Genomic DNA, 25,322 nt, shown 5'->3' on the forward strand with positions numbered 1-25,322 from the left:
AGATAATTAATTGGAAACTCAAGAAATAATCATATAAAGTGATATAATAAAAGTTAGATATAACAATTTAATTTAAGGAGGGATTCATGCCAACTATACAGTCACAGTTTATTAAATTTCACGATACCATTAAGCTAGACGCTGACGACAAAAAGGTATTAATTGACAAACGTACAGAGGTTGAAGAAGCAATAAATAAAGGTGTTTCAGAATTTGGAAAAAGCTTTTTCAATCAAGGAAGTTACTCAACTCACACGGGTATTTTGCCAATTGATGAAGGGGATTATGACTTAGATAGAGGTTTAAAAATCGATGCTGATAGATATTCGTATTCTCCTAAAGAGGTAAAGAATTTTATTTTTGATGCATTAGTCTCCGAATTTGGTGAAAATAGAGTTAAAGTAAAAAATCCATGTGTGACAGTATCATTTCCTGAAGATAGTGTTCATATTGATATAGCGGTGTATTGTACTGAAAATGATAACTATTTTTTAGCCAGGGGAAAACTGAATAGTACTGATGAAAACATTAAATGGGAGGAAGCGGATCCTGTAGAATTAACGAAAAAAATTAATAATGCTATGGAGAACTCCGAAGACAGAAACCAATTTCGGAGAGTAATTCGTTACTTAAAAAGATGGAAAGATCTCAAATTTAAAAATCAAGATAATAGACCGACAGGCATTGGGATTTCAGTTTTTGCTGTCAATAATTTTTCTGTAAGCAAAAAAGTAGACTATTTATCTGGTAACACTACTTATGATGATATTTCAGCTTTAAGAAATTTAGTAAATACTATGATTAATTCATTTTCAAATACTTATGATGTTGATAGAAACTTATTTTATCCGAGATTAGAGGTTTTCTTACCGGTTAAGCCATATACTGATGTATATGAAAGGGTATCAAATATACAAATGGAAGCCTTTAAGAATAAATTAGAAAAATTGAGAGATTCACTAGACGAAGCAATAGATTCTACTGATTTAAGTGAGTCTACAAAAATATTGAGTAAACAGTTTGGTGATGATTTTCCTGTTATTGAACAAAAAGAGACAGCAGAAAACTTTGGAACTCGAGCTATAATCAGTGATTATCCGAGTGCTTAGAGGCGCGTATGTTAGAAAAAGAAGAAATATTCCAGATGTACTTTGACGAAATACCTTCAGAGAACTTGGAGTCCGAAGATAAGGAATGCTATTTTTATCAATACAAAAAATTTACCTTAAAAATCATCGTTTCTAATGACTTTCCCCACTCACTTCCTGAAATATACCTTTCAAATTATAAGGGTTTTAATAAATGGTATAGCCATGTCGGTTCCGAAGGGAAATTGTGTTATATTTCAGAAGATAATTTAATTTGGGATTTTAATAATCCACTTGGATTATTAAAAGATTGCTGTGAAAAAGTAAAGGAATTACTAGATAGTTGGGATACACCAAAAATGACCGAAGAGCTCAGGAAAGAGTTTCTGTCATATTGGTATATCAGTTGTTTGAAGTCAAAAACAAAATATATAGAGATTCGAAGTTACTTATCCAAGGTCAGTACATTTGAGGAATATGAATTAGTCTTGTCGAATCAGAAATTCCATCTTTTTAATTATGGTTCACAACTCAAAGGGAGTGTTGCGCCACATTCTAAAAAAAGTAGAGATGTTTACATACTTCCACTTAAAGATTCGAATTCTGTGATTCCTCCTAATCCCCTGAATGAACTAACAGAAGCAACGTTTAAGAAAATGATCACAGGAAATCTATCTTCGGGCGTTAGACGCCGCTTCCAAAAGTGGTGTAAAACGAAACGAAAGTCATTCATATTAATTTTATCACTTCCTATATCTGATAATGATTATGTTTTGTTTGGTGCGCTTTTTGAGTCTAGAACTTCCAAATATCCATTTAAAATTGATAATAAGGTACCACAAAAAAATAAAGATAGAAAAAAAATTGGTTCTAAGGCTAAAAAATCAAAAAATGGGAGTTTCAATATTACTCCAGTATATATTACAAGATTCGACAAGGAGTTTAGAGTGAGTAGGACATCCCAAGAATATGATTTTCTGAATAAAAAAGTTGTAATTGTTGGACTTGGATCTGTAGGATCATTTGTTGCAAACAATTTATCTAAAATGGGTATAGAGAAACTTCTTTTAATAGATCCTGATTTTTTAACGGTCGATAACATTTCAAGACACTACTTAGGTATGGATAGTATAATAGATAATATTCAAAAAGTAGACGCTTTAGAAGATAGATTGAAAAAAGAAAATCCTGATTTAGAAATTGAATGTGAGGGTATCCGATTTCAAGAAATAGTTCGGAAGAATCCAAATTTATTTTATGAATATGATTTTGTTTTTTCTTGTGTCGGAGATACTAAAACTAATTTTGAAATTAATCATTTTTTCAGAAAGATTGGAAAAACGGTATTGTATTGCTGGTTAGATCCATATGGAGTTGGGTATCATAACCTACTAGTTTCTCCACAAAATATCGGATGCTATATGTGTATGAATTATGAAGATGGGCATCTTGTTAATAATAGAGCCTCTTTTGCAGAGAAAAATCAAATATTTGAAAAGCGTCTAGCTAGCTGTTATTCTTCATTTATTCCTTATAATGTTATTGCGCCTAGTTCTTTGGCAAATAAAGCTATAGAAGTATATTTACAGTACTTGTCTGGAGAATTTTCTTCTGAAAACAGATTAGTATCAGAAATTGGTTCAGATAAACAGTTTGGAAAAGAAGGGTTTACGTATAGTGTTCGATACTACAATTGTTTAAAAAATAGTGATTTATTAAATGTTGCTTTAAGAACAAATACATCTTGTCCAGAGTGTAACGGAGAGTATAAAGTTGATATATGTAAATCTGAATAATAAATATCAAATTGTAATACCATCTGATATTTTAAATTCATTACTAGAGTTTAGGCAACTGGGTTTTGAACCTGAAGCAGGTGGTATTTTTGTTGGTAAGAGACTTTTAAATAATTCGATACTTATTGTAAATTTTTCAAGACCACAGGATAATGATGTAAGAAGTAGATATAAATTCTCAAAGACTTCTCCAAACCACCAGAAATTTGCAGATGATTATTTTGGTAAAAGTTCAGGTTTTATAAGTTTAATTGGAGAATGGCATACCCATCCTGAAGATATACCTACTGCATCTAATGTTGACATTCAATCATGGGAAAAAATTATCTCAGATAATGATGACAGATTATTCTTTTTGATAATTGGGCTTCAGGCTGGTAGATTCTACTTTAGGGAATCAAATGAGTGGCAATCTACTCTAATCTATTTTAAGGATGTATAGAATACGTATGAATCGAAAAAATAAATTATTTAAGAAATGTTTTTTTTGGTCTCAAAAATTTTGTTTACCATTAGTTTTGATTTTTCTATTTCCAATTCTTATTTGCTATTTAATTGGGAAGAGTTTGACGCTAGTTGAAGTTGAAAAAATATCAAATACCAATTTTTTTACAAGAACTATTTTTGAAATAATTCCTGATAATTCTATCGCTACTTATATAGTTCTTTATTTATTAATCTTTACTTCATTATTGATGATTTTTAGAAAAAACAATGCGGAACGAATATTTAATGATGGTCATTCTGTATATCTTCATAACTGTTATAAGAGACTGTGGATCGCAGCAAATATATTAGGTTATCGAAAGTTACAACTTATAGGTGTCTCAATACCAATGCAGTTTGAACTTATTATTAATGGAGTTTTTTCAGAGTTTATCTCCGAATCATCTGTTGTGCAATACGACGAATTTCAAGGAGAAATTATTGTTGAGTATCCAATTGAAAACAAAAAGAATAAGGTTGTCAATTTATTAGTGTGTGATACATATGATATTCCTTTAGAAAAATTAGCAGCTGACTATTTGGAAAATACAACAGTAAAAATTTCATCACAACGAAAGTATAGTGGTAACAGATATAACAATCCTAAATTAGTTAGTACAGTTCGAGAAGAAACGCAAAAAATAGTTAACGCCTATAAAGAGGTTAATCTTTTTATGACAACAAATCCTTTAAATACACAAAAAATTGTAGGGACTTCATTCTTAACATTAGATAGATCAAGTTTTGATAGAGTATCGGTTATACAGATGGATGAAACAAAGATTTATAAAGATCAATTTATAATATACAAAAGATAACATGATGGGGCATTATAATATTCCAATTAATGTTTGATAGCATTCTAACTTCTTGAACTTGCCTGCCTATCCCTTATTGTCTTAATGTTGATAATTCAATCTGAATCATACCACTATAAATCCAATTGTAAATTGTTTTAAAAGTCACTGTCTGTCTATTATTTAATTTTAAAAAATCCTGTATCTGTTTTTGGAGACTATTAAGCTTTTAGAGTAGTCCCTATTTCTCTTTTAGTTTCGGCATTCAAGATGCTTTTCTTAGCTAAACCTTCATAAGATTTTTAATCTCTTTGAGCTAAATACTGTCTTGAACAACGTTTCACCATTCTACTGATAATAAAACGATGGCTACCAATCTTAGTTGCAATTTGAAAAAATTTCTCCCTAATTCCACATAGGTATCTATCTTAATCTGTTCCTTTGGTAAGATGATAGTAGCATATAGAATCTCATGTTTTTTTGTCAGTGTACTTACTTACAGTTTGCACTATTTTAGGTCTCATGAGTTTTTTGTTGTACTATATTTTAGAATTTATCTATTAAAAATGTACAAAACAATAACAATTTAAATGGTGTGAACTTTTTGGTAAAATCTAGCTCAAATTGTGTATTTTTAGGGTAAAATTCCCACCATTCAAATGAAAGTTATTCAAATGATATGAAATTGTTCTTTCTGAAAATGTGGGAAAACATTGATTTTAAGCGAATATTAAAATTTATTCAAATAAAAATGTTTCCAACTAGGTCTTAAGAAAGCTCGTAAAGCATCAAATAATAGAAGAATAAAATTTAATATAAAAAATCCCATCAGAATATTTCTGGTGGGATTTTTGGTGGGGAACCAATCAATTTTGATTTATTTTTAACCTTTTATAATAACTGAAAATGCTGTTAAATCAACCATTTCACTTCAAATCATGTTTATTAATCATTCCCACTCAACGGTTGCAGGTGGTTTACTTGTAATATCATAGACGATGCGGTTAACGTGGTCAACTTCGTTTACGATACGAACAGAGATTTTTTGGAGAACTTCCCAAGGGATCTTAGCGAAGTCAGCTGTCATACCATCGATAGAAGTGATAGCTCGGATGGCAATGGTGTAGTCATAAGTACGACCGTCGCCCATAACACCAACTGAACGAACGCCAGTATTAACAGTGAAGTATTGCCAGATGTCACGGTCAAGGCCAGCTTTAGCGATTTCTTCACGAAGGATAGCATCTGACTCACGAACAGTTTCAAGTTTTTCTTCAGTGATTTCTCCCATGACACGGATAGCAAGTCCTGGTCCTGGGAATGGTTGGCGCCATACGATGTGGTCTGGCATACCAAGTTCCGTACCAAGGGCACGAACTTCATCTTTGTAAAGAGTGTTGAGTGGCTCGATCAGTTCAAACTGCATGTCTTCTGGGAGTCCACCAACGTTGTGGTGAGACTTGATGGTTTGAGCAGTATCCGTACCAGATTCAATCACGTCAGTATAGAGTGTCCCTTGAGCAAGGAATTTCACATCTGTTAGTTTGCTTGCCTCATCGTCAAAGACATAGACAAATTCGTTACCGATAATCTTCCGTTTTTGTTCAGGGTCAGAAACACCAGCCAATTTATCAAGGAAACGTTTGGCAGCGTCTGCCTTAACGATATTGAGACCAAACTTACCACCAAGCATATCCATAACTTGGTCAGCTTCCCCTTTACGGAGAAGACCGTGGTCTACAAAGATACAGATCAATTGATCGCCGATTGCTTTTTGGAGAAGAACCCCAACAACAGAAGAGTCAACACCACCAGAAAGTCCGAGAAGAACACGTTTATCTCCAACTTTTTCACGGATTTGTTTGATTTGCATCTCGATGAAGTTATCCATAGTCCAGTCACCTTTGGCACCACAGATATTCAAAGCAAAGTTACGCAAAATATCATAACCGTGAACTGAGTGGCGAACTTCTGGGTGGAATTGGATACCGTAAATTTTCTTATCAGGGTTTTCAATAGATGCATAAGGACAGTCTGCAGAAGTTCCAGTACGAACAAAGTCAGCAGGAATTTCTGTAACAGCATCTCCGTGGCTCATCAAGACAAGTTGTTCTTCTGGAGTTCCAGCAAAAAGAGCAGATTCTGTGTGAGTCAATGTTGATTGACCGTATTCACGGTTACCAGCATCGCCTGCAGGAACAACCTTTCCTCCAAGTTTGTGAGTCAAAAGCTGCATACCGTAGCAGATTCCTAAAATTGGAATACCCAATTCGAAAATTTCTGGATCAATATCAAACGATCCTTCTTCGTAAACAGAGTTTGGACCACCTGAAAGTACAATCCCGATAGGATTGATAGCACGGACTTCGTCAGCCGAAATCTTGTGACTTTTTAGTTCTGAAAAGACACCAATCTCACGGATACGACGTGAGATAAGTTGGTTATACTGGCTACCATAGTCAAGTACGATGATCTTTTCGACATCTTGCAAATCAGTTGAAATGTTGCTCATCTTTTCCCTTTCTTAAAAGAAATATCTTCTTGAATATTCTATCATAAAAGGGTTAGAATTACCAACTAAACAAGTGCGGTTTGACTTTTCCCTATGAGTTACGGTACAATGGAAAAAATAAAGAAAAGAAGTGATCAAGCATGTTACCAGCTTATATGAAAATCCACGACCAAATCAAAAAAGACATTGATGAGGGAAGTTGGAAAATTGGGGAAAGACTTCCAAGTGAGCGAGATTTAGCAGAAGAATTTGCCGTTAGCCGCATGACCTTACGTCAGGCAATCTCTCTTTTGGTTGAAGAAGGGGTTTTGGAACGACGTGTAGGTAGTGGGACCTTTGTTTCAAGCACACGTGTTCAGGAAAGAATGCGTGGAACAACTAGTTTTACGGAAATTGTTAAAGCTCAAGGGAAAACTCCGTCTAGTCACTTGATTTCTTATCGTCGAACCATTCCAAATGAGCAAGAAGTGGCTAAACTTGGTTTACTGCCAACTGATAACATCATTCGTATGGAGCGTGTTCGCTATGCCGACAAAGTCCCTGTTGTCTATGAAGTGGCATCGATTCCTGAGAAATTTATCAAAAATTTCAAAAAAGAAGAAGTAACCAAGCACTTCTTTCAAACCTTGCAAGAGCATGGTTATCGAATTGGTAAATCTCACCAGACCATATACGCACGTTTAGCAAAAGAAAAGATAGCTCATTACCTAGAAGTTGAAAAAGGGCATGCTATTTTAGGTTTGACTCAGGTTTCTTATTTTGATGACGGAACGGCTTTTGAGTATGTAAAGAGCCAATACGTCGGAGAACGGTTTGAATTTTATCTAGAAAATAATTAGTTTATAACATCACTCTTAAAGTTGAAACTCATCTATTTTAAGAGTTTTTATTTGGTTATGATTAGAAAACATTTTCCTAATAAGAAAAATAGCAATCATACGAGTATTTTTCAAAGATTCGTGTTATAATAGATAGGTTATATGGTCCCGATAAGGTGGTGGGATTGATTGTAAATACTCTTCCTACCAGTTCTTTGTAACTCTATAACGAATATTTTTTAAGGGGGGACATTTTTATGTCAGAACGTAAATTATTCACGTCTGAATCTGTATCTGAGGGGCATCCGGATAAGATTGCAGACCAAATTTCAGATGCTATCTTGGATGCTATTTTAGAGCAAGATCCAGAGGCCCACGTTGCTGCTGAAACAGCTGTTTATACTGGTTCAGTTCATGTTTTTGGTGAAATTTCAACCAATGCCTATGTAGATATTAACCGTGTGGTACGTGATACCATTGCAGAGATTGGCTATACCAACACTGAGTACGGATTCTCAGCTGAAACAGTAGGAGTTCATCCATCATTGGTAGAGCAATCTCCTGATATCGCCCAAGGTGTTAATGAAGCCTTGGAAGTTCGTGGAAATGCGGATCAAGACCCACTTGATTTGATTGGAGCAGGAGACCAAGGTCTCATGTTTGGTTTTGCGGTGGATGAGACAGAAGAACTCATGCCATTGCCAATTTCACTTAGTCACAAGTTGGTTCGTCGTTTGGCAGAGCTCCGCAAATCTGGTGAAATTAGCTATCTTCGTCCAGATGCTAAATCTCAAGTCACTGTTGAATATGATGAAAATGACCAGCCAGTGCGCGTGGATACAGTCGTTATTTCAACCCAACATGATCCAGAAGTGAGCAATGAGCAAATCCATGAAGATGTGATTAACAAGGTTATCAAAGAAGTCATTCCAGCTTCTTACCTGGATGATGATACTAAATTCTTTATCAATCCAACAGGTCGTTTCGTTATCGGAGGACCTCAAGGAGATTCAGGTTTGACTGGTCGTAAAATCATCGTGGATACCTATGGTGGTTATTCACGTCACGGTGGTGGTGCCTTCTCTGGTAAGGATGCGACTAAGGTTGACCGTTCAGCTTCTTATGCAGCTCGCTACATTGCTAAAAACATTGTTGCTGCAGGTCTTGCTAAGAAAGCAGAAGTGCAATTGGCTTACGCGATTGGGGTAGCTCAACCTGTATCTGTCCGTATCGATACTTTCGGTACTGGAACAGTAGCTGAAAGTAAACTTGAAAAAGCAGCGCGTCAAATCTTTGACCTTCGTCCTGCAGGAATCATCCAAATGCTTGACCTCAAACGTCCAATCTACCGTCAAACAGCGGCTTATGGACATATGGGACGTACAGATATTGATCTTCCATGGGAACGTTTGGACAAGGTAGAAGCCTTGAAAGAAGCCGTTAAGTAAACTAAAAAAAGATTGGTCTAAGGACCAATCTTTTTTATGTTTAAAATTAGTTATCCAGGATTTTTACAAAAGCCCAGTTTCCAATAGATTTTGTTCCGTATTCTAACATCATCGAATCTAGTAATTCATACTTGTTTTTTTCATAGAAACAAACATTTTTTTCAGTACTAGTAATCAAGCCCAAGCGTTTGCAGCCTTTGGATTTAAGATAAGGTTCAACACCTTCTTGTAGAAAAGCACTCCCGATTCCTTGGTTTTGGATTGAAGAGTTGACTCCTAGCATCATCAAGTACCAATCAAAGTTCCCAGATTTTTTCAAATGTTGTTCAGAGCGATCAACTAAATCTAGATACTTCAAGAGATTGCGGGGGGTAATAAAGCGGAAAAGCTTGATAATACCGTTCAGCAGATAAGATAGAATAGAAAAATCCTTTTGTTGCAAGAGGGCAACAGCCATGATTTCCCCGTCTTGTTCAGCAACAAGACAGGTTTCTCCTTTGATATAGAGTCTGGTCAGAAGGCTATCCAATAATTCTAAGAATTCTGAGTAATATTCTGGTTTCTTTAAATCATCTTTGATAAGAGTCATGAAAGGGTAGTCCATAAAGGCACCAGCCAACACTTTTCCAATTTTTTGATATTCATCTAGCCTGGCTTCTCTGTATACTATTTCTTTCATATCAAACTCCTTCATTAAAATCTCTCTATCTATTATAACGAAATTTCTCACATTTTTCGATTGAAATGTGAAATTTTCACAAAAAAGCTTTATTAACAATAATTTATTTAAAGATATAAACAAGAAAAGGTATTAAAAAACCCCGCAGTTTTAACTGTAGGGTAGATTAATTCTATTTTGTAGGGATTGAAATCTCAATCAATTTATCAGAATAGAGGGTTTTAATATTTGCCTTATCAATAGCCTGTTGATTAATTTTACGACTGAGGAAAAATTCTTTGATTATTTCCATTTCTTTTTCACGGATTGCCCGATGTTTATTGGAAATGAGGATTTCGTAATGAAGTGGAGCCTGAGTAAAAATAACATCTGTATTTCCCGCAGAATAAACCTCTACAAGCGTTGCGTCGGTACTTTCTAGCTGACTTTTAACAAGTTGCGAGTGTGAATTTGTAGTATTGATAAGCTTCATAGGGTTTCCTCCTGTATTTCTATGTCTATTATAGCACTTTTTGGGAAATTTGGTAAAGATAGTTTAAATTTGATGTTGTTTTTTCCAAGCTTCGATCGCCCATTTGTGACTTCCGCGTTTTAAGTTAGCAATAGCTTCATCGATTGGGAACCAAGCTAAGTGATTGAAGTCCTCGAGAGGTTTTTGGATTTCTTGGTAAGAAGTGGCTTCGTAGAGATAGGCTGGATTGTAGTAGTAGGTATCACGATGTCTAGAATAAAAATATTCATCAGCTTGCCCGTAGTAGGTGCCGATTTCAGCTGTAAATCCTAATTCTTCAATCAATTCTCGTTTGAGAGCTTCGAGATGGTTTTCGCCTTCTTCAATTTCACCTCCTGGTAAGAACCATGCACCATTTGGAGCTTGTACGAGGATAATCTTTTCATGGTTTGCATCAGGTATGACTGCATAAACGCCATATCTATTTTTGTAGGTTACTCCCTCTTTTTTTTCTCCAAATGTTGGATTTGCCATAAAGTTCTCCTTCGTGAGTGCGCTTTCTTTCTATAATAGTAAAGAATGCTCTCACTGTCAAGCAAGAACATTCTTTTGTATGTGAGGAACTAGTCGTTTGACTCGACTGTTTCCGTTTTGTTTTTGGACTTAATCACGATTTTACCTTTACTTGTCATGACTGCCTTGAGGTCTTTTTCACTTGGATTTTCAAGGTAGTAGTCCGTAATCGCATCTTCGATATAGTCTTGAATCGTACGACGGAGTGGACGAGCTCCCATTTTTGGATCGTAACCAAGGTCTACAAGTTTTTCTTTCACCTTATCTGTTACATCTAAATGGATGTTGTTGCTTGAGAGTCGTTTATTTACATCATCCAACATAAGATCAACGATTTGTAGGAGATTTTCCTTGCTGAGAGCTTTGAATTCGATAATCCCATCAAAGCGGTTCATGAATTCTGGACTAAAGAAGTTACCTAATTCTCCAAGGACAGAGTTGGTACGACCTTCTCTAGCAGCACCAAAACCAACACTAGCTTCAGCCTTGCCTGTACCTGCATTTGAGGTCATGATAATGATGGCATCCTTAAAGCTAACAGTTCGACCTTGACCATCCGTTAAACGGCCATCATCCAATACTTGAAGGAACATATGCATAACATCTGGATGGGCTTTTTCAACCTCGTCCAAGAGGATAAGTGAGTAGGGGTTACGACGAACCTTTTCAGTCAATTGTCCAGCTTCATCATAGCCTACGTATCCTGGAGGGGCACCGACGAGTTTGGCAACGCTATGTTTTTCCATGTATTCGCTCATATCAAAGCGAATCATGCTATCAGCAGAACCAAAAAGCTCAATAGCCAGTTGTTTAGAAAGTTCTGTCTTACCGACACCAGTAGGACCAACAAAGAGGAAGCTACCGATTGGACGGTTTGGAGTTCCAAGCCCAACACGGTTACGGCGGATAGCCTTAGCAATCTTATCAACTGCATCATCTTGACCGATGACATTAGCCTTGAGGTCGTCTGCTAGGTTGATGAGTTGAGACTGCTCTTTTTCTTTCAAATCACCAACTGGAATATTAGTCTTTTGCTCAATAATGTGTTCAATCGTCTTTTCGCTGATGATTGGAGTATCCTGATCCGTTACCTTGGTCTTTTGCATTTCCTTATATTTAGCAATCTGGTCACGGAAGTAGGCTGCTTTTTCAAAATCTTCATCTCGAGTTGCTTGAGCCTTGAGATTTTCTGCTTCGATTAAGCGTTGGTCGATAACCTTTGGATCCACAAAATTCAAAGTTAAGTTCATTTTTGAACCAGCTTCATCTAAAAGGTCAATAGCCTTATCTGGCAAGAAACGATCTTGGATGTAGCGGTTAGAAAGAGTAGCAGCGGCTTCAATAGCAGCGTCTGTATAATGAACGTGGTGATAATCCTCGTATTTCTTTTGAATACCTTTGAGGATAGTGATAGTTTCTTCCACTGTTGGTTCATCAACTTTGACAGGTTGCATACGGCGCTCAAGGGCTGCATCCTTTTCGATGATGCGATATTCATTGAGGGTAGTAGCACCCACTAACTGAAGTTCGCCACGAGCAAGGGCAGGTTTGAGGATGTTTCCTGCATCCATATTACCGTCTCCAGCAGAACCAGCACCAACGATTTCATGAATTTCGTCGATAAAGAGGATAATATCCTCACGTTTTCGGATTTCCTCCATGAGTTTCTGCATACGCTCTTCAAACTGGCCACGAATTCCTGTGCCTTGGACAAGGCTAACAACGTCTAAGCGGATGACTTCTTTCCCTTGAAGTTTATGAGGGACATCTCCATCTACAATTTTTTGAGCGAGGCCTTCGACAACGGCTGTCTTACCAACACCAGGCTCTCCGATAAGGACGGGATTGTTTTTGGTTCTACGGTTGAGAATTTCAATGACACGGATGATTTCTTCGTCACGACCGATAACAGGGTCGACATTTCCACGACGGGCAATCTCAGTTATATTGATACCATATTCTTCCAAGAGTCCTTTTTCTTGACTAGGAGGAGGTGTTTGAGCTGGCCCGCGATTTTGGGAACCATAACCACCATTGCCGCCATAACCACCACCTGACTGAGTTGGAGGAACATTGTTATTTGAAGAAGGTCTAAAGTTGTTCAGATCGTTAAAGAAGTCTCCAAAGGGATCAAAATCACGGTTGTTTAAATCTGTAATTCCTTTAAATAAGCTATTGTTAGGATCTGTTTTGATAATTTTGTAGCAATTTTGACAAAGGTCAATTTGCTTTTGTTGTCCATTAAGATTGGTGTAAAGATGGATTGTTGAGTCATTGATTTTACAATTTTGACAGAGCATACCTCTACCTCGTTTCTTTCTTGGCTTTGACTAAAAAAGAAAGGTCAAGAATAGTCAAAGTTCTTTAGTCTCATTATATCATGATTGAAGGGGAAAGCAAGTAAAAAGATTGAGTCTTAGAACTCATGATAAAAGAGTTTTGTAGATGAAATATAGGGATAAAAAGAAAAATCCTATTTGTCATGCAAAAAGGATTTTCATTGGTCAAAGCAGGAGACTTTCCCGCCTCTATTCAACTATTAGTATAAAAGTTCGTAGATTTCCATTGCAATCAAGTCAATGCTATCAAATGTATACGTTTCACGAGCTTCAACATCACGAAGTGTAAAGAGTGGTCCGTTTTCTTCGTCATGGTTAAAAGCAACCTCTGCGACAACAACTCCTTCGCGTTCAAAGTTACGTTTCAAGTTACCACCATCTTTTGTCATTGCTTCTAAGCGATTGATGATTCTAACCAAATGTGATTCCATTTTGATTCTCCTCCATTTCTTATCTTTACTATTTTACCATAAACAGACTCTACTTGACTAGAAAAAACTTAGATTTCTCGCTATTTCCCTCGTCTTTGAAAATTTATTGAAAATATCAGGTAAGGATGTTGCATTTTTATACAAAATATGTTATCCTTATACAAGTTTTAAGTTTAAATTAAATGTAGAAAGTAGAGCATCCATGAATTTTTCTTTTTTACCGAAATATTTGCCATATTTTAACTACGGCGCTATTGTTACCATTATCATTTCTATCTTAGTGGTCTTTTTAGGGACTATTCTAGGAGTGTTGTTGGCCTTTGCACAACGTTCGAAGATTAAACCACTTGTTTGGTTTGCTAATCTTTACATCTGGGTCTTCCGTGGGACACCGATGATGGTGCAGATTATGATTGCCTTTGCCTTGATGCATATTAGTGCTCCGACTATTCAAATTGGAATCTTAGATGTTGATCTGACTCGTTTGATCCCAGGGATTATCATTATCTCTATGAATAGTGGTGCCTATGTATCAGAAACTGTTCGTGCTGGGATTAATGCAGTGCCAAAAGGACAACTAGAAGCAGCCTATTCACTAGGTATTCGCCCTAAAAATGCTATGCGCTATGTCATTTTACCACAGGCTATCAAGAATATTTTACCAGCCTTGGGGAATGAGTTTATTACCATTATCAAGGATAGCTCGCTCTTGTCAGCTATCGGGGTTATGGAGTTGTGGAATGGAGCTACTACGGTGTCAACAACCACATACTTACCTTTAACTCCACTTCTATTTGCAGCCTTTTACTACTTGATTATGACCTCTATCTTGACGCTGGCCTTGAAAGCTTTTGAAAATCGTATGGGACAAGGAGATAAAAAATAATGACTGAAACACTTATAAAAATTGAAAACCTTCATAAAAGTTTTGGCAAAAATGAAGTTTTAAAAGGGATTGATCTTGAAATTAAAAAAGGGGAAGTAGTGGTCATTATTGGACCATCTGGTAGCGGTAAGTCAACCCTCCTTCGCTCGATGAATCTCCTTGAAGAAGCTACAAAAGGAAAGGTTATCTTTGAGGGTGTTGACATTACGGATAAGAAAAATGACCTTTTTGCCATGCGCGAAAAGATGGGAATGGTTTTCCAACAGTTCAATCTCTTCCCGAATATGACAGTCATGGAAAACATTACACTTTCTCCGATTAAGACTAAGGGAGAAAGTAAGGAAGTGGCTGAGAAGAGAGCGCTTGAGCTCTTGGAAAAGGTTGGATTGCCAGATAAGGCCGATGCCTATCCACAAAGCTTGTCGGGCGGGCAACAACAGCGTATCGCTATCGCGCGTGGTCTTGCTATGGAACCAGATGTCCTACTCTTTGATGAACCGACTTCTGCCCTAGACCCAGAAATGGTAGGGGAAGTACTAGCAGTTATGCAAGAACTTGCCAAGTCAGGTATGACCATGGTCATCGTAACACATGAGATGGGCTTTGCGCGTGAAGTAGCAGACCGTGTTATTTTTATGGCTGACGGTGTAGTTGTCGAGGATGGAACACCTGAGCAAATTTTTGATCAAACACAAGAACAAAGAACCAAGGATTTCTTGAGTAAGGTTTTGTAAGAATATGATGAAAAGCTCCAAGAGGGCTTTTTCTTATAGTTTCAGACTATAGGGTATCTTAGGTAAGAAGTGTTAGAAGGTCGAGCGATTTTTTGTTATAATAGAGGATATTTGTTAGAAAAGAGAAAATACATGACACAGATTATTGATGGGAAGGCTTTAGCAGCCAAGCTACAAGGACAACTGGCTGAAAAAACAGCTAAACTAAAAGAAGAGACAGGCTTGGTGCCTGGCTTAGTTGTCATTTTAGTCGGAGAAAATCCAGCCAGCCAAGTTTACGTTCGTAACAAGGAACGTTCAGCTATCGCAGCGGGCTTCCAAAGTGAAGTTGTACGTGTTCCGGAGACCATTACTCAAGAGGAATTGTTGGAGTTGATTGCCAAATACAACCAAGATCCAGCATGGCATGGGATTTTGGTCCAGCTTCCATTACCAAAACACATCGATGAAGAAGCTATTTTACTAGCTATTGATCCAGAAAAGGATGTGGATGGTTTCCATCCTCTCAACATGGGACGCCTCTGGTCTGGTCATCCAGTTATGATTCCTTCAACACCTGCAGGAATTATGGAAATGTTTCATGAATATGGGATTGACTTAGAAGGTAAAAATGCGGTCGTAATTGGTCGTTCCAATATTGTCGGGAAACCCATGGCTCAGTTGCTGTTGGCTAAAAATGCAACTGTAACCTTGACCCACTCTCGCACCCACAATCTAGCCCAAGTAGCTTCTAAAGCCGACATTTTGGTCGTAGCTATCGGTCGTGCTAAGTTCGTGACTGCTGATTTTGTCAAACCTGGGGCAGTTGTTATTGATGTGGGGATGAACCGAGATGAAAATGGCAAACTCTGTGGAGATGTTGACTATGATGCTGTTGCACCAGTCGCTAGCCATATCACACCTGTACCTGGTGGAGTAGGACCTATGACCATTACTATGCTGATGGAGCAGACTTATCAGGCGGCTTTAAGAACGCTGGATAAAGATTAATCATCTCTGTAATTATTAATAGAACTTTAAAAGCAAGTTATTTTTAGAACTTGCTTTTTTCTTGCTCGATTTCTACTAAAATTCCAGTAAAACTTCTACAAATTATTGAAAAAACTCTACTATTTTGATATATTAAAAGTAACAATATGTATATGTAAATGAAGTAAGCGTCTAGAGGGAGGTTTATTTTTTGAAGCAAAATGTAATCGCTTACTATAACTTAGAAAGGAACCATAATGGATAAGAGATTTTTTGAAAAACGGTGTCATTTTAGTATTCGTAAGTTTGCAATTGGTGCGGCTTCAGTTATGATTGGAGCTAGTATTTTTGGTCTTCAGGTAGCGCAAGCAGCTGAAGCAGAAACAGCTAGTCCTAGCGAAGAAACAATTCATCAAGTTCAACCTTTAGATAAACTTCCAGATGATCTTGCTGCAGCCATTGCAAAAGCTGAGCAAAACAGTCCACAAGATTCTTCTACTTATAAAGAAGAAAAGGATAAGGTGGAAACTGAAAAACCAGCAACTGAAGAAAAGGCGACTGAGGCAACAAGTCCTAAGGAAGAAAAGGAAGCAGAAGTAGTCACCCCTAAGGAAGATAAAGCTGAAAAACCAGCAACTGCAGTGGATGAAAAAGCGCCTACAGTTTCAGAAGCTAGTTCTGAAAAGCCAGCAGTTTTGGAAGAACATACTGCTGAAGCAAATCAGAATAAACCAGTAACTAGTCATAAAGTTAAGGAGGAAAATACTTCTGCAACAGACTTACCTCAAGTTACCAAAGAGAAAGAAAAAGAAGACCAACTGTTACAAGAAAGAAAACAAAATTTTAACAAAGATTGGTATTTTAAATTAAATTCTCAGGGTGATTTTTCTAAGAAAGACGTGGATGTTCATGACTGGTCTAAGTTGAACCTTCCTCATGACTGGAGTATCTATTTTGATTTTGATCACAAATCTCCTGCTCGAAACGAAGGTGGTCAATTAAACGGGGGTACTGCATGGTATCGTAAGACCTTTACTGTAGACGAAGCTGCCAAGGGCAAAGACGTTCGTATTAATTTTGATGGAGTTTACATGGACTCTAAGGTCTATGTCAATGGTCAATTTGTAGGTCATTATCCAAGTGGTTACAACCATTTTTCATATGATATTACTGAATTTTTAAATAAAGATGGCAGTGAGAATACCATTGCTGTTCAAGTGACTAATAAGCAACCAAGTAGTCGTTGGTACTCAGGAAGTGGTATTTATCGTGATGTGACGCTTAGCTATCGTGATAAGGTGCAAGTGGCTGAAAATGGAAATCATATTACAACTCCGAAATTAGCTCAACAAAAAGATGGCAATGTTGAAACACAAATCCAAAGCAAGATCAAAAATACTGCCAAGACTCTAGCCAAGGTATTTGTGGAGCAACAGATTTTTACTAAGGAAGGTAAGGTTGTTTCAGATTTAGTTCGTTCTGTAACTAAGACTCTATCAGGAAATGAGACAGCTGACTTTAAGCAAACGATTTTGGTTAACAAGCCAACTCTCTGGACAACAAAAAGCTACCATCCTCAGCTCTATGTTCTAAAAACCAAGGTTTATAATGAAGGTCAGCTAGTTGATGTAACAGAAGATACTTTTGGTTATCGTTATTTCAACTGGACAGCTAAAGAAGGCTTCTCACTGAACGGTGAGAGAATGAAATTCCACGGAGTTAGTATCCACCATGATAATGGTGCCTTGGGGGCAGAAGAAAATTATAAGGCAACCTATCGTAAATTAAAACTCCTGAAAGATATGGGAGTTAACTCTATCCGTACGACTCACAATCCAGCAAGTCCACAGTTACTAGATGCTGCTGCTAGTCTAGGACTCTTGGTCCAAGAAGAAGCCTTTGATACTTGGTATCGTGGCAAGAAAACGTATGACTATGGACGTTTCTTTGACCAAGATGCAACCCACCCAGAAGCCAAGAAGGGTGAGAAGTGGTCTGATTTTGACCTGAGAACCATGGTCGAACGTGATAAAAATAATCCATCCATCGTCATGTGGTCACTCGGTAATGAAGTGGATGAAGCAGATGGTGGGGAACGTTCACTAGAAACAGCTAAGCGCTTGAAAGCTATCATCAAAGCAATCGATACAGAGCGCTATGTGACCATGGGTGAGAACAAATTTAGTAATAGGTCTACTGGAGAATTCTTGAAATTGGCAGCAATTATGGATGCTGTCGGTATGAACTATGGTGAACGGAATTATGATGCTGTTCGTAAAGCGCATCCAGACTGGTTGATTTACGGTTCTGAAACTTCTTCAGCGACTCGAACTCGAGATTCTTATTTTGATCCTGCTCATTTACTCTGGCACGATAATCGTCCAAATCGTCATTATGAACAATCTGACTATGGTAATGACCGTGTAGCTTGGGGTAGAACAGCTACTGAATCTTGGACCTTTGACCGTGATCGTGCTGGCTATGCAGGTCAGTTCATCTGGACTGGTTTCGACTATATTGGTGAGCCTACACCTTGGCATAACCAAGATCATACACCAGTGAAAAGCTCTTACTTTGGTATTATTGATACAGCAGGCTTGCCTAAGAATGATTTCTATTTATACCGTAGTGAGTGGTATAGTGCTAAAGAAAAACCAACTGTTCGTATCATGCCTCACTGGAATTGGACAGAAGAAACGCTCAAGGAACGTAATATGCTCATCAATGGCAAGGTTCCAGTTCGGACCTTCTCAAATGCTGCTAGCGTAGAATTGTTCTTGAACAACGAGTCCCTTGGTAAGAAGGAATTTGTTAAGAAAACAACTGAAGATGGACGCCCTTATCACGAGGGTGCTAAACCAAGTGAATTGTATCTTGAGTGGTTGGTGGACTATAAACCAGGCACCTTAACTGCTATTGCTCGTGATGAAAATGGTAAAGAGATTGCGCGTGATAGTGTAACAACGGCTGGAGAGCCAGCTAGAGTTCGTCTCACCAAGGAAGAACATGTCATCACTGCAGACGGCAAAGATTTGTCTTATATCCATTATGAAATCGTTGATGAAGATGGCAATGTTGTACCAACTGCCAATAATCTTGTTCATTTCAATCTTCATGGGCAAGGTCAGATTGTCGGTGTGGATAATGGGGAACAAGCTAGCCGTGAACGTTATAAAGCTCAGAAAGATGGCACATGGCAGAGAAAAGCCTTCAATGGTAAAGGTGTTGTCATTGTTAAATCCACTGAAAAAGAAGGGAAATTTACTCTTTATGCTGATTCTGCAGGTTTAGCTTCTGATCAGGCGACGGTTATAACCGTTTCAGGCAAAAAAGAAAATCGTCATTTTGTCGCTTTTGCCCCTGTGAAGGCGACTACAGATGTTAGCGAAAATCCTAAATTGCCAAAAACTGTGACAGCTATTTATAGCGACGGCAGTGTTGAAGAAAAATCTGTAACTTGGGATATACCAGATGATCTCCTTACTAGTGCAGGGGAGAAAAAAGTTCTTGGTAGCGTGGAAGGTCTCGAAGCTAAGGCTGAAGCCCTTGTTAAGGTCATTGCTCTTGATAAGTGGTTGCCTAAAGTTGCAACTGTACCAGTTGGTACAGCTACAGAGGATTTGGATAAAACGGTAACGGCTGTTTTGTCAGATGGTAACTTGGTTGATGCGGATGTCGTTTCTTGGACCTTGAAAGATCCTTCTGCCTTGACAAAAGAAGGTGGACGTACGGAAGCAACTGGTAAATTGGAAGGCAATGACTACGAGGTTACGGCAACCTTTATCGCAAGTGACAAGGAAACAGAAAACACTGTTACAGGACTCACGGTTGGAGATAAGTCTCTTGAAAACTTTGAGCCTGGAAAGACCTACTACCGAGTATCCCTTCCTTACAGTGCTGAAATTCCAAGTGTCGGAGCACAGACAAGAGGCTATCAGGTAACAGTTCAACAAGCTTCAGCAGCTAATGATTATCAGGCTTCTGTATTCTTGAGTGACCAAAAGGGCGATTTGGTTCAAACTTACTTGATTCAATTTGTGAAAGAAGCCCCTGCCTTGACACGCTTGGAAGTAAGTGTAGAAGGAAAAGAGACTGCAACAGAAGATCAAGTCCTTCCTTATCATGTCATTGGGCATTACGAAGATGGTTCACAGACTGAATTTTCAGCATCAGATATTCACTTGGATGCTAGCTCTACTGATGGTGGGCATCTTGAAGTAAACGGACAGAACTTGCTACTTTACACTAAAGGTAGTGTGACGCTCACACCTCGTATTGACAATCAAACTGATAAGACTCAATCTGTAGCCACCGTAGTGGTCATCAAAGAAAACAAAGTAGTTAAGAAAATTGTTAAGCTTCATCCTGTTTCTATCTCTACAGATATCAATCAGCAACCGAATTTGCCTGATAAAATCGGAGCAGAATTTGACAAAGGTTTGCCTCGTAAGCTAGCTGTAACTTGGGACAAGGTGGATGCAAAAGAACTCGCTAGTTATCATAGCTTTACCTTAAAAGGTCATGTAGAAGGTACAGACATTGAAGCTATTGCAAATGTGACTGTTGAAGGATTGCAGGTTGCAGAAGAAATCAGCCTCACTCTTCCTAAGGGTGAAACGGTTCAATTGCCAGCTAACGTTCGTGCCTACCATTCTAATGGAACAACTGTCTATAATGATGTCGTTTGGGATAAGGTGCCAGCTAACTTTAGTCAAACTGAAGGAATCTTTGAAATCAAAGGTCAATTGGTTGGTAGCTCTCTGACTACCAAGGCTCATGTTCGTGTTTCCAGTCAGGTTGTTGCGGGAAATAATATCTCGAAACAATGGACAGGTTCACAATTGCCAGCAGCTATCGTATCCAATACTGGTGGAGATGATTCGGCCAATACTCTGAATGACTTGACCGTTTCAAGAGCCAATACAGATGTCAAGAATAGATGGACTACATGGCAAACAAATACTGATAACGATTGGGCGTCTATCTTATTTGGTAATTCGGGAGATTTAACCAAACGCTTTGTCGACAATCTTTCAGTTGATTTCTATACAGATGGTGCGATTGGACTTCCAAAAGAATATGTCATCGAGTATTATGTTGGTCAAGAAATTCCAGATTTACCAACTGATGTCAATCATGCTCAAGGAGATGCCAAGCATCCATTTAACAATGCTACCAACTGGAAAGAGGTTGAACATCTCAAAGCTCCAGGACGATTATCTGCAAGCCAAACTAACCACTTTACATTTGATAAGGTTGAGACCTATGCAGTTCGTATTCGCATGAAGAAAGCAAATGGTACGGCTGGTGTCGGTTTGACCGAAATCACTATCTTAGGAAATAAAGTTCCAAGTGCTTCAAGTTCAGAGATTTCTATCCAAGTAGATGGCAAGAGCCTTGAACATTTCAATCCAGCTAAGACAGACTATCATATTCCTCAAGCTAGCAAAGTGATTACTGCAACAGCAAGCGACAATGGTGTGGTAACGATTGTCCCTGCTACAAGCCCAGAAGGAGCAACACGCCTCATTTTGAAGGCAGAAGACGGAAGCATCTTGAAAGAGTATCGCATTTTCCGTGATGGTAAAAAAGAATCTACACAACCAGTAGCTGCCGAAAATGCTGCCATGACATTGAGTGTTGGCGATAAGCTTCAATTACCTACAGAATTGACAGTATACTATCCAACAGAAACAGATTGGACTACAGATAAACTAGCCGTAGAATGGGATGCAGTGGCTGAACATGCGACAGACCAGGAAGGCACCTTTGAAGTGCTTGGTCATATCCTAGGAACAGACCTGACAACTAAGATGCAAGTAACCGTTCTGGCAAGAGGAAATCAAGTTATCTCTGAGAATGCAAGCAATAATGCGACTGACTCTAAAGCCTTTGCCTCTACTACAAACGATACCGATGCCGCTTCTAATGATAAAATCTTCTATATCAACGATGGTCGATTTAATGAGGATAATCGTTGGACAAACTGGTCTCGGACTCCAAAAGATCAAGAAGTGTCCGTGGGAGTTCTCTTTAAGAAGAACGGTCAGATTACACCTCAGTCTGTTGGAAAAGTAGCAATCCAATTCTTCAAAGACAGTGGAACAGATGCACCAGCGACAATGGTACTCGAAAGATACGTTGGACCAACTTATTCTGAACCAAGCACCATTTCACGTTATGAGGAAAATGCGGATCATCCGTTTAACAAGGCAGAAAATTGGGAAGAAATTCCTTATAAAGCATCTGGAGCAATCGTGGCTGGTAAGCCAATCGAATTTACCTTTGATCCGATTCAGACATCTGCTATTCGCGCACGTATGACTCGCAAATCAACAACCAATGGTCTTGCAATGGTCGAGTTTAGTGCCTATTCTCCAGCCAAAGCAAGTGATTCAAAAACACCTGCAGTGACTATTTCAGTTGCTGGAAAAGCATTGGAAAACTTTGATCCTACTGTTTCAGAATATCGATTGACTTCAAATGGAGCGAAACCAAAAGTGACTGTCCAAACAAGTGGTCATGCTGTAGCGACTGTCGTTGAGTCAAGCCAAGACAATCTTCCAACACTTGTTCGACTTCTTGCTAAAGATGGTAGTCTCGTTAAAGAATATCGTCTATACTTCCAAGCTGGTTCTGAAGCTAGTCATGCAGTAGATGATCAAGCTCTTGTCTTAGATCGTCCAAGTCTGGAAGTTGAGAAATCTGTCATTCCATTTAAGGAAATTATTCGTGAGAATAGTGATTTAGCTAAAGATGAACGTCGTATCGTATCAGAAGGCAAAAATGGAGAAAAAGTAGACTATGTCGAAGTTTTAGGAACAAGTCGTAAAATTGTTCACACTGAAACAAGTGATGCAAAAGATCAAATTGTTGAAGTAGGAGTAAAAGCACTTGTTACAAGTAGCAAGGGTGATGAGCCGGCTCCTGTTCTTGAAATTCCAGAATACACAGCCCCTATTGGAACTGTAGGTGAGGATCCTGCCCCAGTAGTAGAAGTCCCAGAATATAGCGGCTTTATCGGTACTGCAGGTGACCAAGCAGCCCCAATCGTTGAAGTTCCAGAGTTCAAGGGTGGAGTTAATTGGGTCGAAGCCGCTAAAAATGAAGTTCCAGAGTTCAAGGGCGGAGCTAATTGGGTTGAAGCTGCTAAAAATGAAGTGCCTGAATTCAAGGGTGGAGTCAATGCTGTGCAAGCAGATAAGAACGAGCTCCCAGAATACACAGGTCCTTTAGGTACCTCAGGGAATCAAGCAGCTCCAACAATCGACAAACCTGTTGCCGATATTCGAGGTTTATCTGATAAACCTTCAGAAACTCAGGCTTCTGCTAAACAGACCCAGGGTTCACAAGTCCTTGAAAATACTTCAGGGAAAGCAGACTCAGCAAGACTTCCAGAAACTGGTGAAAGTCAATCTGATACAGCAATTTTCCTAGCAGGTCTCAGTCTAGCCTTATCAGCAGCATTCCTAAATGGGAAACGCAAGGAAGAATAATGACTCATAACTCATTATTCTTAAAAGGCTAATCATTATGAAAAAAGGAGAAGACTATATAGTCTTCTCCTTTATTAATTGGGTAGTGAGGTGTATAATGAAAGTAAGAGAATGTGAGGAGAAGGACCATGATTGTAAAAGTTTGTAATGCAGATTTTAGTCTCCAGTGGGATGGGATATATCAATTTGCTCTTGAAAACTATCCTAAGATTAAAGAATGGGAATTGGAGAAGCTAGCAAAGTTTATTGCTTACGAACAGGACCATCATCGTCAGACCATTGTGGAATGTGAGAATCATGAATTAAATATACAAATTCATGATTATTTGCAAGACCATAGCTATTTTCCTCCCTACAGACCAAGTCATCGCCTTGTAGCTTCTACCTATGATATCCAGAGGAAGTTGGTTACTTCCAATTATTGTAGTCATACTTGTACAGTTGAGGCGGCTCAGGATATTTTTCAGACTGGAAAAATCATGTCGGCGGTAAAAGTATTTGGTAAAAGTGGGGCTGAGCTAGTTACAGATAGTCGTAATGCAGCTTCTGATCCAGCAGACTATTTTGACTATATCATGTTCGGATGGTCTAATACGACTTCGGGTTACCGACTCGCTATGGAGCGTTTGTTAGGACGTGCACCGTCTGAGGAGGAATTGCAAGAAAAGTTCATTCCTGGAGTTAGTTTTCATTTTCTTTATGAAGAATTGATTCAAGCACCAGGTTATATATTTGATGGCTATCATGTTGCGAAGGTAAAAGATAGTTTAGATTTGAATACCTTTCTTTATTTGTGTGTTATTCCTTCAAAAGATAAGGCTTGTTTTGAAGGTTTGATTCCCAGTCAATTACAAGATAGAGTGCTGTACCTAGACTATGAGGGAGAAGGGTTACAGGCTTGGAATACTAAGGTTACTCAAGTACTACATGGTAAGGATAAGTTGAAGGAGTAGTGTATGAAAGACATTGATCAAGCTCTACTAAAAAAAGTGATCATCGAGCGTCCTCGTTCTAGTCATAAGGGAGACTACGGTCGTCTTCTCTTGATTGGTGGAACGTATCCTTATGGTGGAGCGATTATTATGGCTGCCTTAGGGGCTGTTAGAAGTGGTGCAGGCTTAGTGACCGTAGCAACGGACAAGGAGAATATTCCAGCTCTGCATAGCCATCTTCCAGAGGCTATGGCTTTTGACCTTGATGATAAACAATTACTTGAGCAACAGTTAGAGAAAGCGAATGTTGTCTTGGTTGGACCTGGATTAGTGGATGATGAGCGTGGAGAAGAACTTCTCCAAACGGTCTTTCATCATTTAAGTCAAAACCAGACTCTCATACTGGATGGTGGTGCCCTATCTATTTTTGCTAGAATGGAGTTGAAATTTCCTAAAGCCCACCTTGTTTTAACTCCACATCAAAGGGAATGGCAAGTCTTGTCAGGCTTAGATTTTACTTTCCAAGGAGCTGAGGAAACAGGAGAGACTTTGAAGAGTTTTCCTTCAGGGATGATTCTAGTTCAAAAAGGTCCTGCGACTCGAATCTGGCAAGCTGGTCAAGCTGATTTTTATCAGTTAGAGGTTGGAGGTCCCTATCAGGCAACTGGGGGTATGGGAGATACTCTAGCTGGGATGATTGCTGGCTTTGCTGGTCAATTCCCACAAGTTAGTCTCTATGAAAGAGTGACGGTAGCGACATATCTGCATTCAGCAATTGCCCAAGAACTAGCTGAGGACAACTTTGTAGTTCTGCCAACCATGATTAGTCAACATATTCCTGCATTCATGAAAAAAATACAAAAAGACACCTGATTTTTTCAGGTGTC

18 protein-coding genes are annotated in these 25,322 nt (G+C 38.4%); 12 read left to right on the top strand and 6 right to left on the bottom strand.

The genetic code is table 11. The annotated features are described in order from the left end of the window. The first annotated feature begins 86 nt into the window (after window positions 1–86). From ACVAMZ_RS02835 to ACVAMZ_RS02850, 4 genes are read left to right on the top strand one after another with little or no spacing between them, the layout of a single operon-like run. Complete coding sequence (locus ACVAMZ_RS02835; protein ID WP_461684977.1) at window positions 87–1,109, top strand: nucleotidyltransferase domain-containing protein; 1,023 nt, start codon at window positions 87–89, stop codon at window positions 1,107–1,109. Window positions 1,110–1,117: 8 nt separating this feature from the next. Further along, window positions 1,118–2,884, top strand: a complete 1,767-nt coding sequence (locus tag ACVAMZ_RS02840; protein WP_461684978.1) for a ThiF family adenylyltransferase — start codon at window positions 1,118–1,120, stop codon at window positions 2,882–2,884. Then, window positions 2,862–3,326, top strand: a complete 465-nt coding sequence (locus tag ACVAMZ_RS02845; RefSeq protein WP_461684979.1) for a Mov34/MPN/PAD-1 family protein — start codon at window positions 2,862–2,864, stop codon at window positions 3,324–3,326. The genes ACVAMZ_RS02840 and ACVAMZ_RS02845 overlap by 23 nt, the downstream gene beginning before the upstream one ends. 7 nt (window positions 3,327–3,333) lie before the next feature. Beyond that, window positions 3,334–4,188 (top strand): acyltransferase, encoded by an 855-nt coding sequence (locus ACVAMZ_RS02850; protein WP_461684980.1) that lies wholly within the window; start codon window positions 3,334–3,336, stop codon window positions 4,186–4,188. A gap of 928 nt (window positions 4,189–5,116) precedes the next feature. On the opposite strand, the gene guaA is transcribed toward ACVAMZ_RS02850, so the two are convergent. Further along, complete coding sequence (guaA, locus tag ACVAMZ_RS02855) at window positions 5,117–6,679, bottom strand: glutamine-hydrolyzing GMP synthase (RefSeq protein WP_371500619.1); 1,563 nt, start codon at window positions 6,677–6,679, stop codon at window positions 5,117–5,119. Between the two features lie 140 nt (window positions 6,680–6,819). Here guaA and ACVAMZ_RS02860 point away from each other — a divergent pair, with 140 nt between their 5' ends. Both ACVAMZ_RS02860 and metK read left to right on the top strand, forming a co-directional pair. After that, window positions 6,820–7,518, top strand: a complete 699-nt coding sequence (locus tag ACVAMZ_RS02860; protein ID WP_024054207.1) for a GntR family transcriptional regulator — start codon at window positions 6,820–6,822, stop codon at window positions 7,516–7,518. A gap of 236 nt (window positions 7,519–7,754) precedes the next feature. Next, a complete protein-coding gene (gene metK / locus ACVAMZ_RS02865; RefSeq protein WP_461684981.1) occupies window positions 7,755–8,945 on the top strand; it encodes a methionine adenosyltransferase in 1,191 nt (396 codons plus the stop codon). Between the two features lie 46 nt (window positions 8,946–8,991). Here metK and ACVAMZ_RS02870 read toward each other — a convergent pair whose 3' ends face one another. The 5 genes from ACVAMZ_RS02870 to ACVAMZ_RS02890 form a co-directional block, all read right to left on the bottom strand. Next, window positions 8,992–9,624 carry a GNAT family N-acetyltransferase gene (locus tag ACVAMZ_RS02870; RefSeq protein WP_461684982.1) on the bottom strand — a complete coding sequence of 211 codons (633 nt, stop codon included), beginning with the start codon at window positions 9,622–9,624 and terminating at the stop codon, window positions 8,992–8,994. A 172-nt stretch (window positions 9,625–9,796) separates the two neighbouring features. Continuing rightward, window positions 9,797–10,096, bottom strand: coding sequence for a DUF1827 family protein (locus ACVAMZ_RS02875; protein WP_004253819.1), 300 nt, complete (start codon window positions 10,094–10,096; stop codon window positions 9,797–9,799). A gap of 63 nt (window positions 10,097–10,159) precedes the next feature. Continuing rightward, window positions 10,160–10,609 (bottom strand): NUDIX hydrolase, encoded by a 450-nt coding sequence (locus ACVAMZ_RS02880; RefSeq protein ID WP_006152478.1) that lies wholly within the window; start codon window positions 10,607–10,609, stop codon window positions 10,160–10,162. Between the two features lie 89 nt (window positions 10,610–10,698). Further along, window positions 10,699–12,948: an ATP-dependent Clp protease ATP-binding subunit gene (locus ACVAMZ_RS02885; protein WP_461684983.1), complete on the bottom strand. Its 2,250-nt coding sequence runs from the start codon at window positions 12,946–12,948 to the stop codon at window positions 10,699–10,701. 239 nt (window positions 12,949–13,187) lie between these two features. Then, window positions 13,188–13,418: a DUF1797 family protein gene (locus ACVAMZ_RS02890; RefSeq protein ID WP_004253825.1), complete on the bottom strand. Its 231-nt coding sequence runs from the start codon at window positions 13,416–13,418 to the stop codon at window positions 13,188–13,190. Window positions 13,419–13,620: 202 nt separating this feature from the next. Between ACVAMZ_RS02890 and ACVAMZ_RS02895 the strand changes: the two genes are divergently transcribed. The 6 genes from ACVAMZ_RS02895 (at window position 13,621) to ACVAMZ_RS02920 (ending at window position 25,308) form a co-directional block, all read left to right on the top strand. Next, window positions 13,621–14,304, top strand: a complete 684-nt coding sequence (locus ACVAMZ_RS02895; RefSeq protein WP_461684984.1) for an amino acid ABC transporter permease — start codon at window positions 13,621–13,623, stop codon at window positions 14,302–14,304. Next, window positions 14,304–15,038, top strand: coding sequence for an amino acid ABC transporter ATP-binding protein (locus ACVAMZ_RS02900; RefSeq protein ID WP_414272124.1), 735 nt, complete (start codon window positions 14,304–14,306; stop codon window positions 15,036–15,038). Before ACVAMZ_RS02895 ends, ACVAMZ_RS02900 begins: the two co-directional genes overlap by 1 nt. A gap of 132 nt (window positions 15,039–15,170) precedes the next feature. Beyond that, the gene (locus ACVAMZ_RS02905; RefSeq protein ID WP_414275454.1) at window positions 15,171–16,028 is read left to right on the top strand and encodes a bifunctional methylenetetrahydrofolate dehydrogenase/methenyltetrahydrofolate cyclohydrolase; all 858 of its coding nucleotides are present in this window, start codon (window positions 15,171–15,173) and stop codon (window positions 16,026–16,028) included. 236 nt (window positions 16,029–16,264) lie between these two features. Then, the gene (locus tag ACVAMZ_RS02910; protein ID WP_461684985.1) at window positions 16,265–23,503 is read left to right on the top strand and encodes an SIALI-17 repeat-containing surface protein; all 7,239 of its coding nucleotides are present in this window, start codon (window positions 16,265–16,267) and stop codon (window positions 23,501–23,503) included. Window positions 23,504–23,631: 128 nt separating this feature from the next. Next, on the top strand, window positions 23,632–24,456 hold the full coding sequence (locus ACVAMZ_RS02915) for a phosphate ABC transporter ATPase (RefSeq protein ID WP_461684986.1): 825 nt from the start codon (window positions 23,632–23,634) through the stop codon (window positions 24,454–24,456). A 3-nt stretch (window positions 24,457–24,459) separates the two neighbouring features. After that, window positions 24,460–25,308 (top strand): NAD(P)H-hydrate dehydratase, encoded by an 849-nt coding sequence (locus ACVAMZ_RS02920; RefSeq protein WP_461684987.1) that lies wholly within the window; start codon window positions 24,460–24,462, stop codon window positions 25,306–25,308. Window positions 25,309–25,322 lie beyond the last annotated feature (14 nt).

The sequence above is a fragment of the Streptococcus sp. KHUD_017 genome (genome assembly GCF_054861245.1).

What these genes read in the sequence shown, in the direction of transcription:
- ACVAMZ_RS02905 (WP_414275454.1), top strand. Translation starts at nt 15,171, where the DNA reads ATGACACAGATTATTGATGGGAAGGCTTTAGCAGCCAAGCTACAAGGA.
- ACVAMZ_RS02910 (WP_461684985.1), top strand. Translation starts at nt 16,265, where the DNA reads ATGGATAAGAGATTTTTTGAAAAACGGTGTCATTTTAGTATTCGTAAG.
- metK (WP_461684981.1), top strand. Translation starts at nt 7,755, where the DNA reads ATGTCAGAACGTAAATTATTCACGTCTGAATCTGTATCTGAGGGGCAT.
- ACVAMZ_RS02895 (WP_461684984.1), top strand. Translation starts at nt 13,621, where the DNA reads ATGAATTTTTCTTTTTTACCGAAATATTTGCCATATTTTAACTACGGC.
- ACVAMZ_RS02860 (WP_024054207.1), top strand. Translation starts at nt 6,820, where the DNA reads ATGTTACCAGCTTATATGAAAATCCACGACCAAATCAAAAAAGACATT.
- guaA (WP_371500619.1), bottom strand. Translation starts at nt 6,679, where the DNA reads ATGAGCAACATTTCAACTGATTTGCAAGATGTCGAAAAGATCATCGTA.
- ACVAMZ_RS02850 (WP_461684980.1), top strand. Translation starts at nt 3,334, where the DNA reads ATGAATCGAAAAAATAAATTATTTAAGAAATGTTTTTTTTGGTCTCAA.
- ACVAMZ_RS02835 (WP_461684977.1), top strand. Translation starts at nt 87, where the DNA reads ATGCCAACTATACAGTCACAGTTTATTAAATTTCACGATACCATTAAG.
- ACVAMZ_RS02900 (WP_414272124.1), top strand. Translation starts at nt 14,304, where the DNA reads ATGACTGAAACACTTATAAAAATTGAAAACCTTCATAAAAGTTTTGGC.
- ACVAMZ_RS02915 (WP_461684986.1), top strand. Translation starts at nt 23,632, where the DNA reads ATGATTGTAAAAGTTTGTAATGCAGATTTTAGTCTCCAGTGGGATGGG.
- ACVAMZ_RS02840 (WP_461684978.1), top strand. Translation starts at nt 1,118, where the DNA reads ATGTTAGAAAAAGAAGAAATATTCCAGATGTACTTTGACGAAATACCT.
- ACVAMZ_RS02870 (WP_461684982.1), bottom strand. Translation starts at nt 9,624, where the DNA reads ATGAAAGAAATAGTATACAGAGAAGCCAGGCTAGATGAATATCAAAAA.
- ACVAMZ_RS02880 (WP_006152478.1), bottom strand. Translation starts at nt 10,609, where the DNA reads ATGGCAAATCCAACATTTGGAGAAAAAAAAGAGGGAGTAACCTACAAA.
- ACVAMZ_RS02885 (WP_461684983.1), bottom strand. Translation starts at nt 12,948, where the DNA reads ATGCTCTGTCAAAATTGTAAAATCAATGACTCAACAATCCATCTTTAC.
- ACVAMZ_RS02920 (WP_461684987.1), top strand. Translation starts at nt 24,460, where the DNA reads ATGAAAGACATTGATCAAGCTCTACTAAAAAAAGTGATCATCGAGCGT.
- ACVAMZ_RS02875 (WP_004253819.1), bottom strand. Translation starts at nt 10,096, where the DNA reads ATGAAGCTTATCAATACTACAAATTCACACTCGCAACTTGTTAAAAGT.
- ACVAMZ_RS02890 (WP_004253825.1), bottom strand. Translation starts at nt 13,418, where the DNA reads ATGGAATCACATTTGGTTAGAATCATCAATCGCTTAGAAGCAATGACA.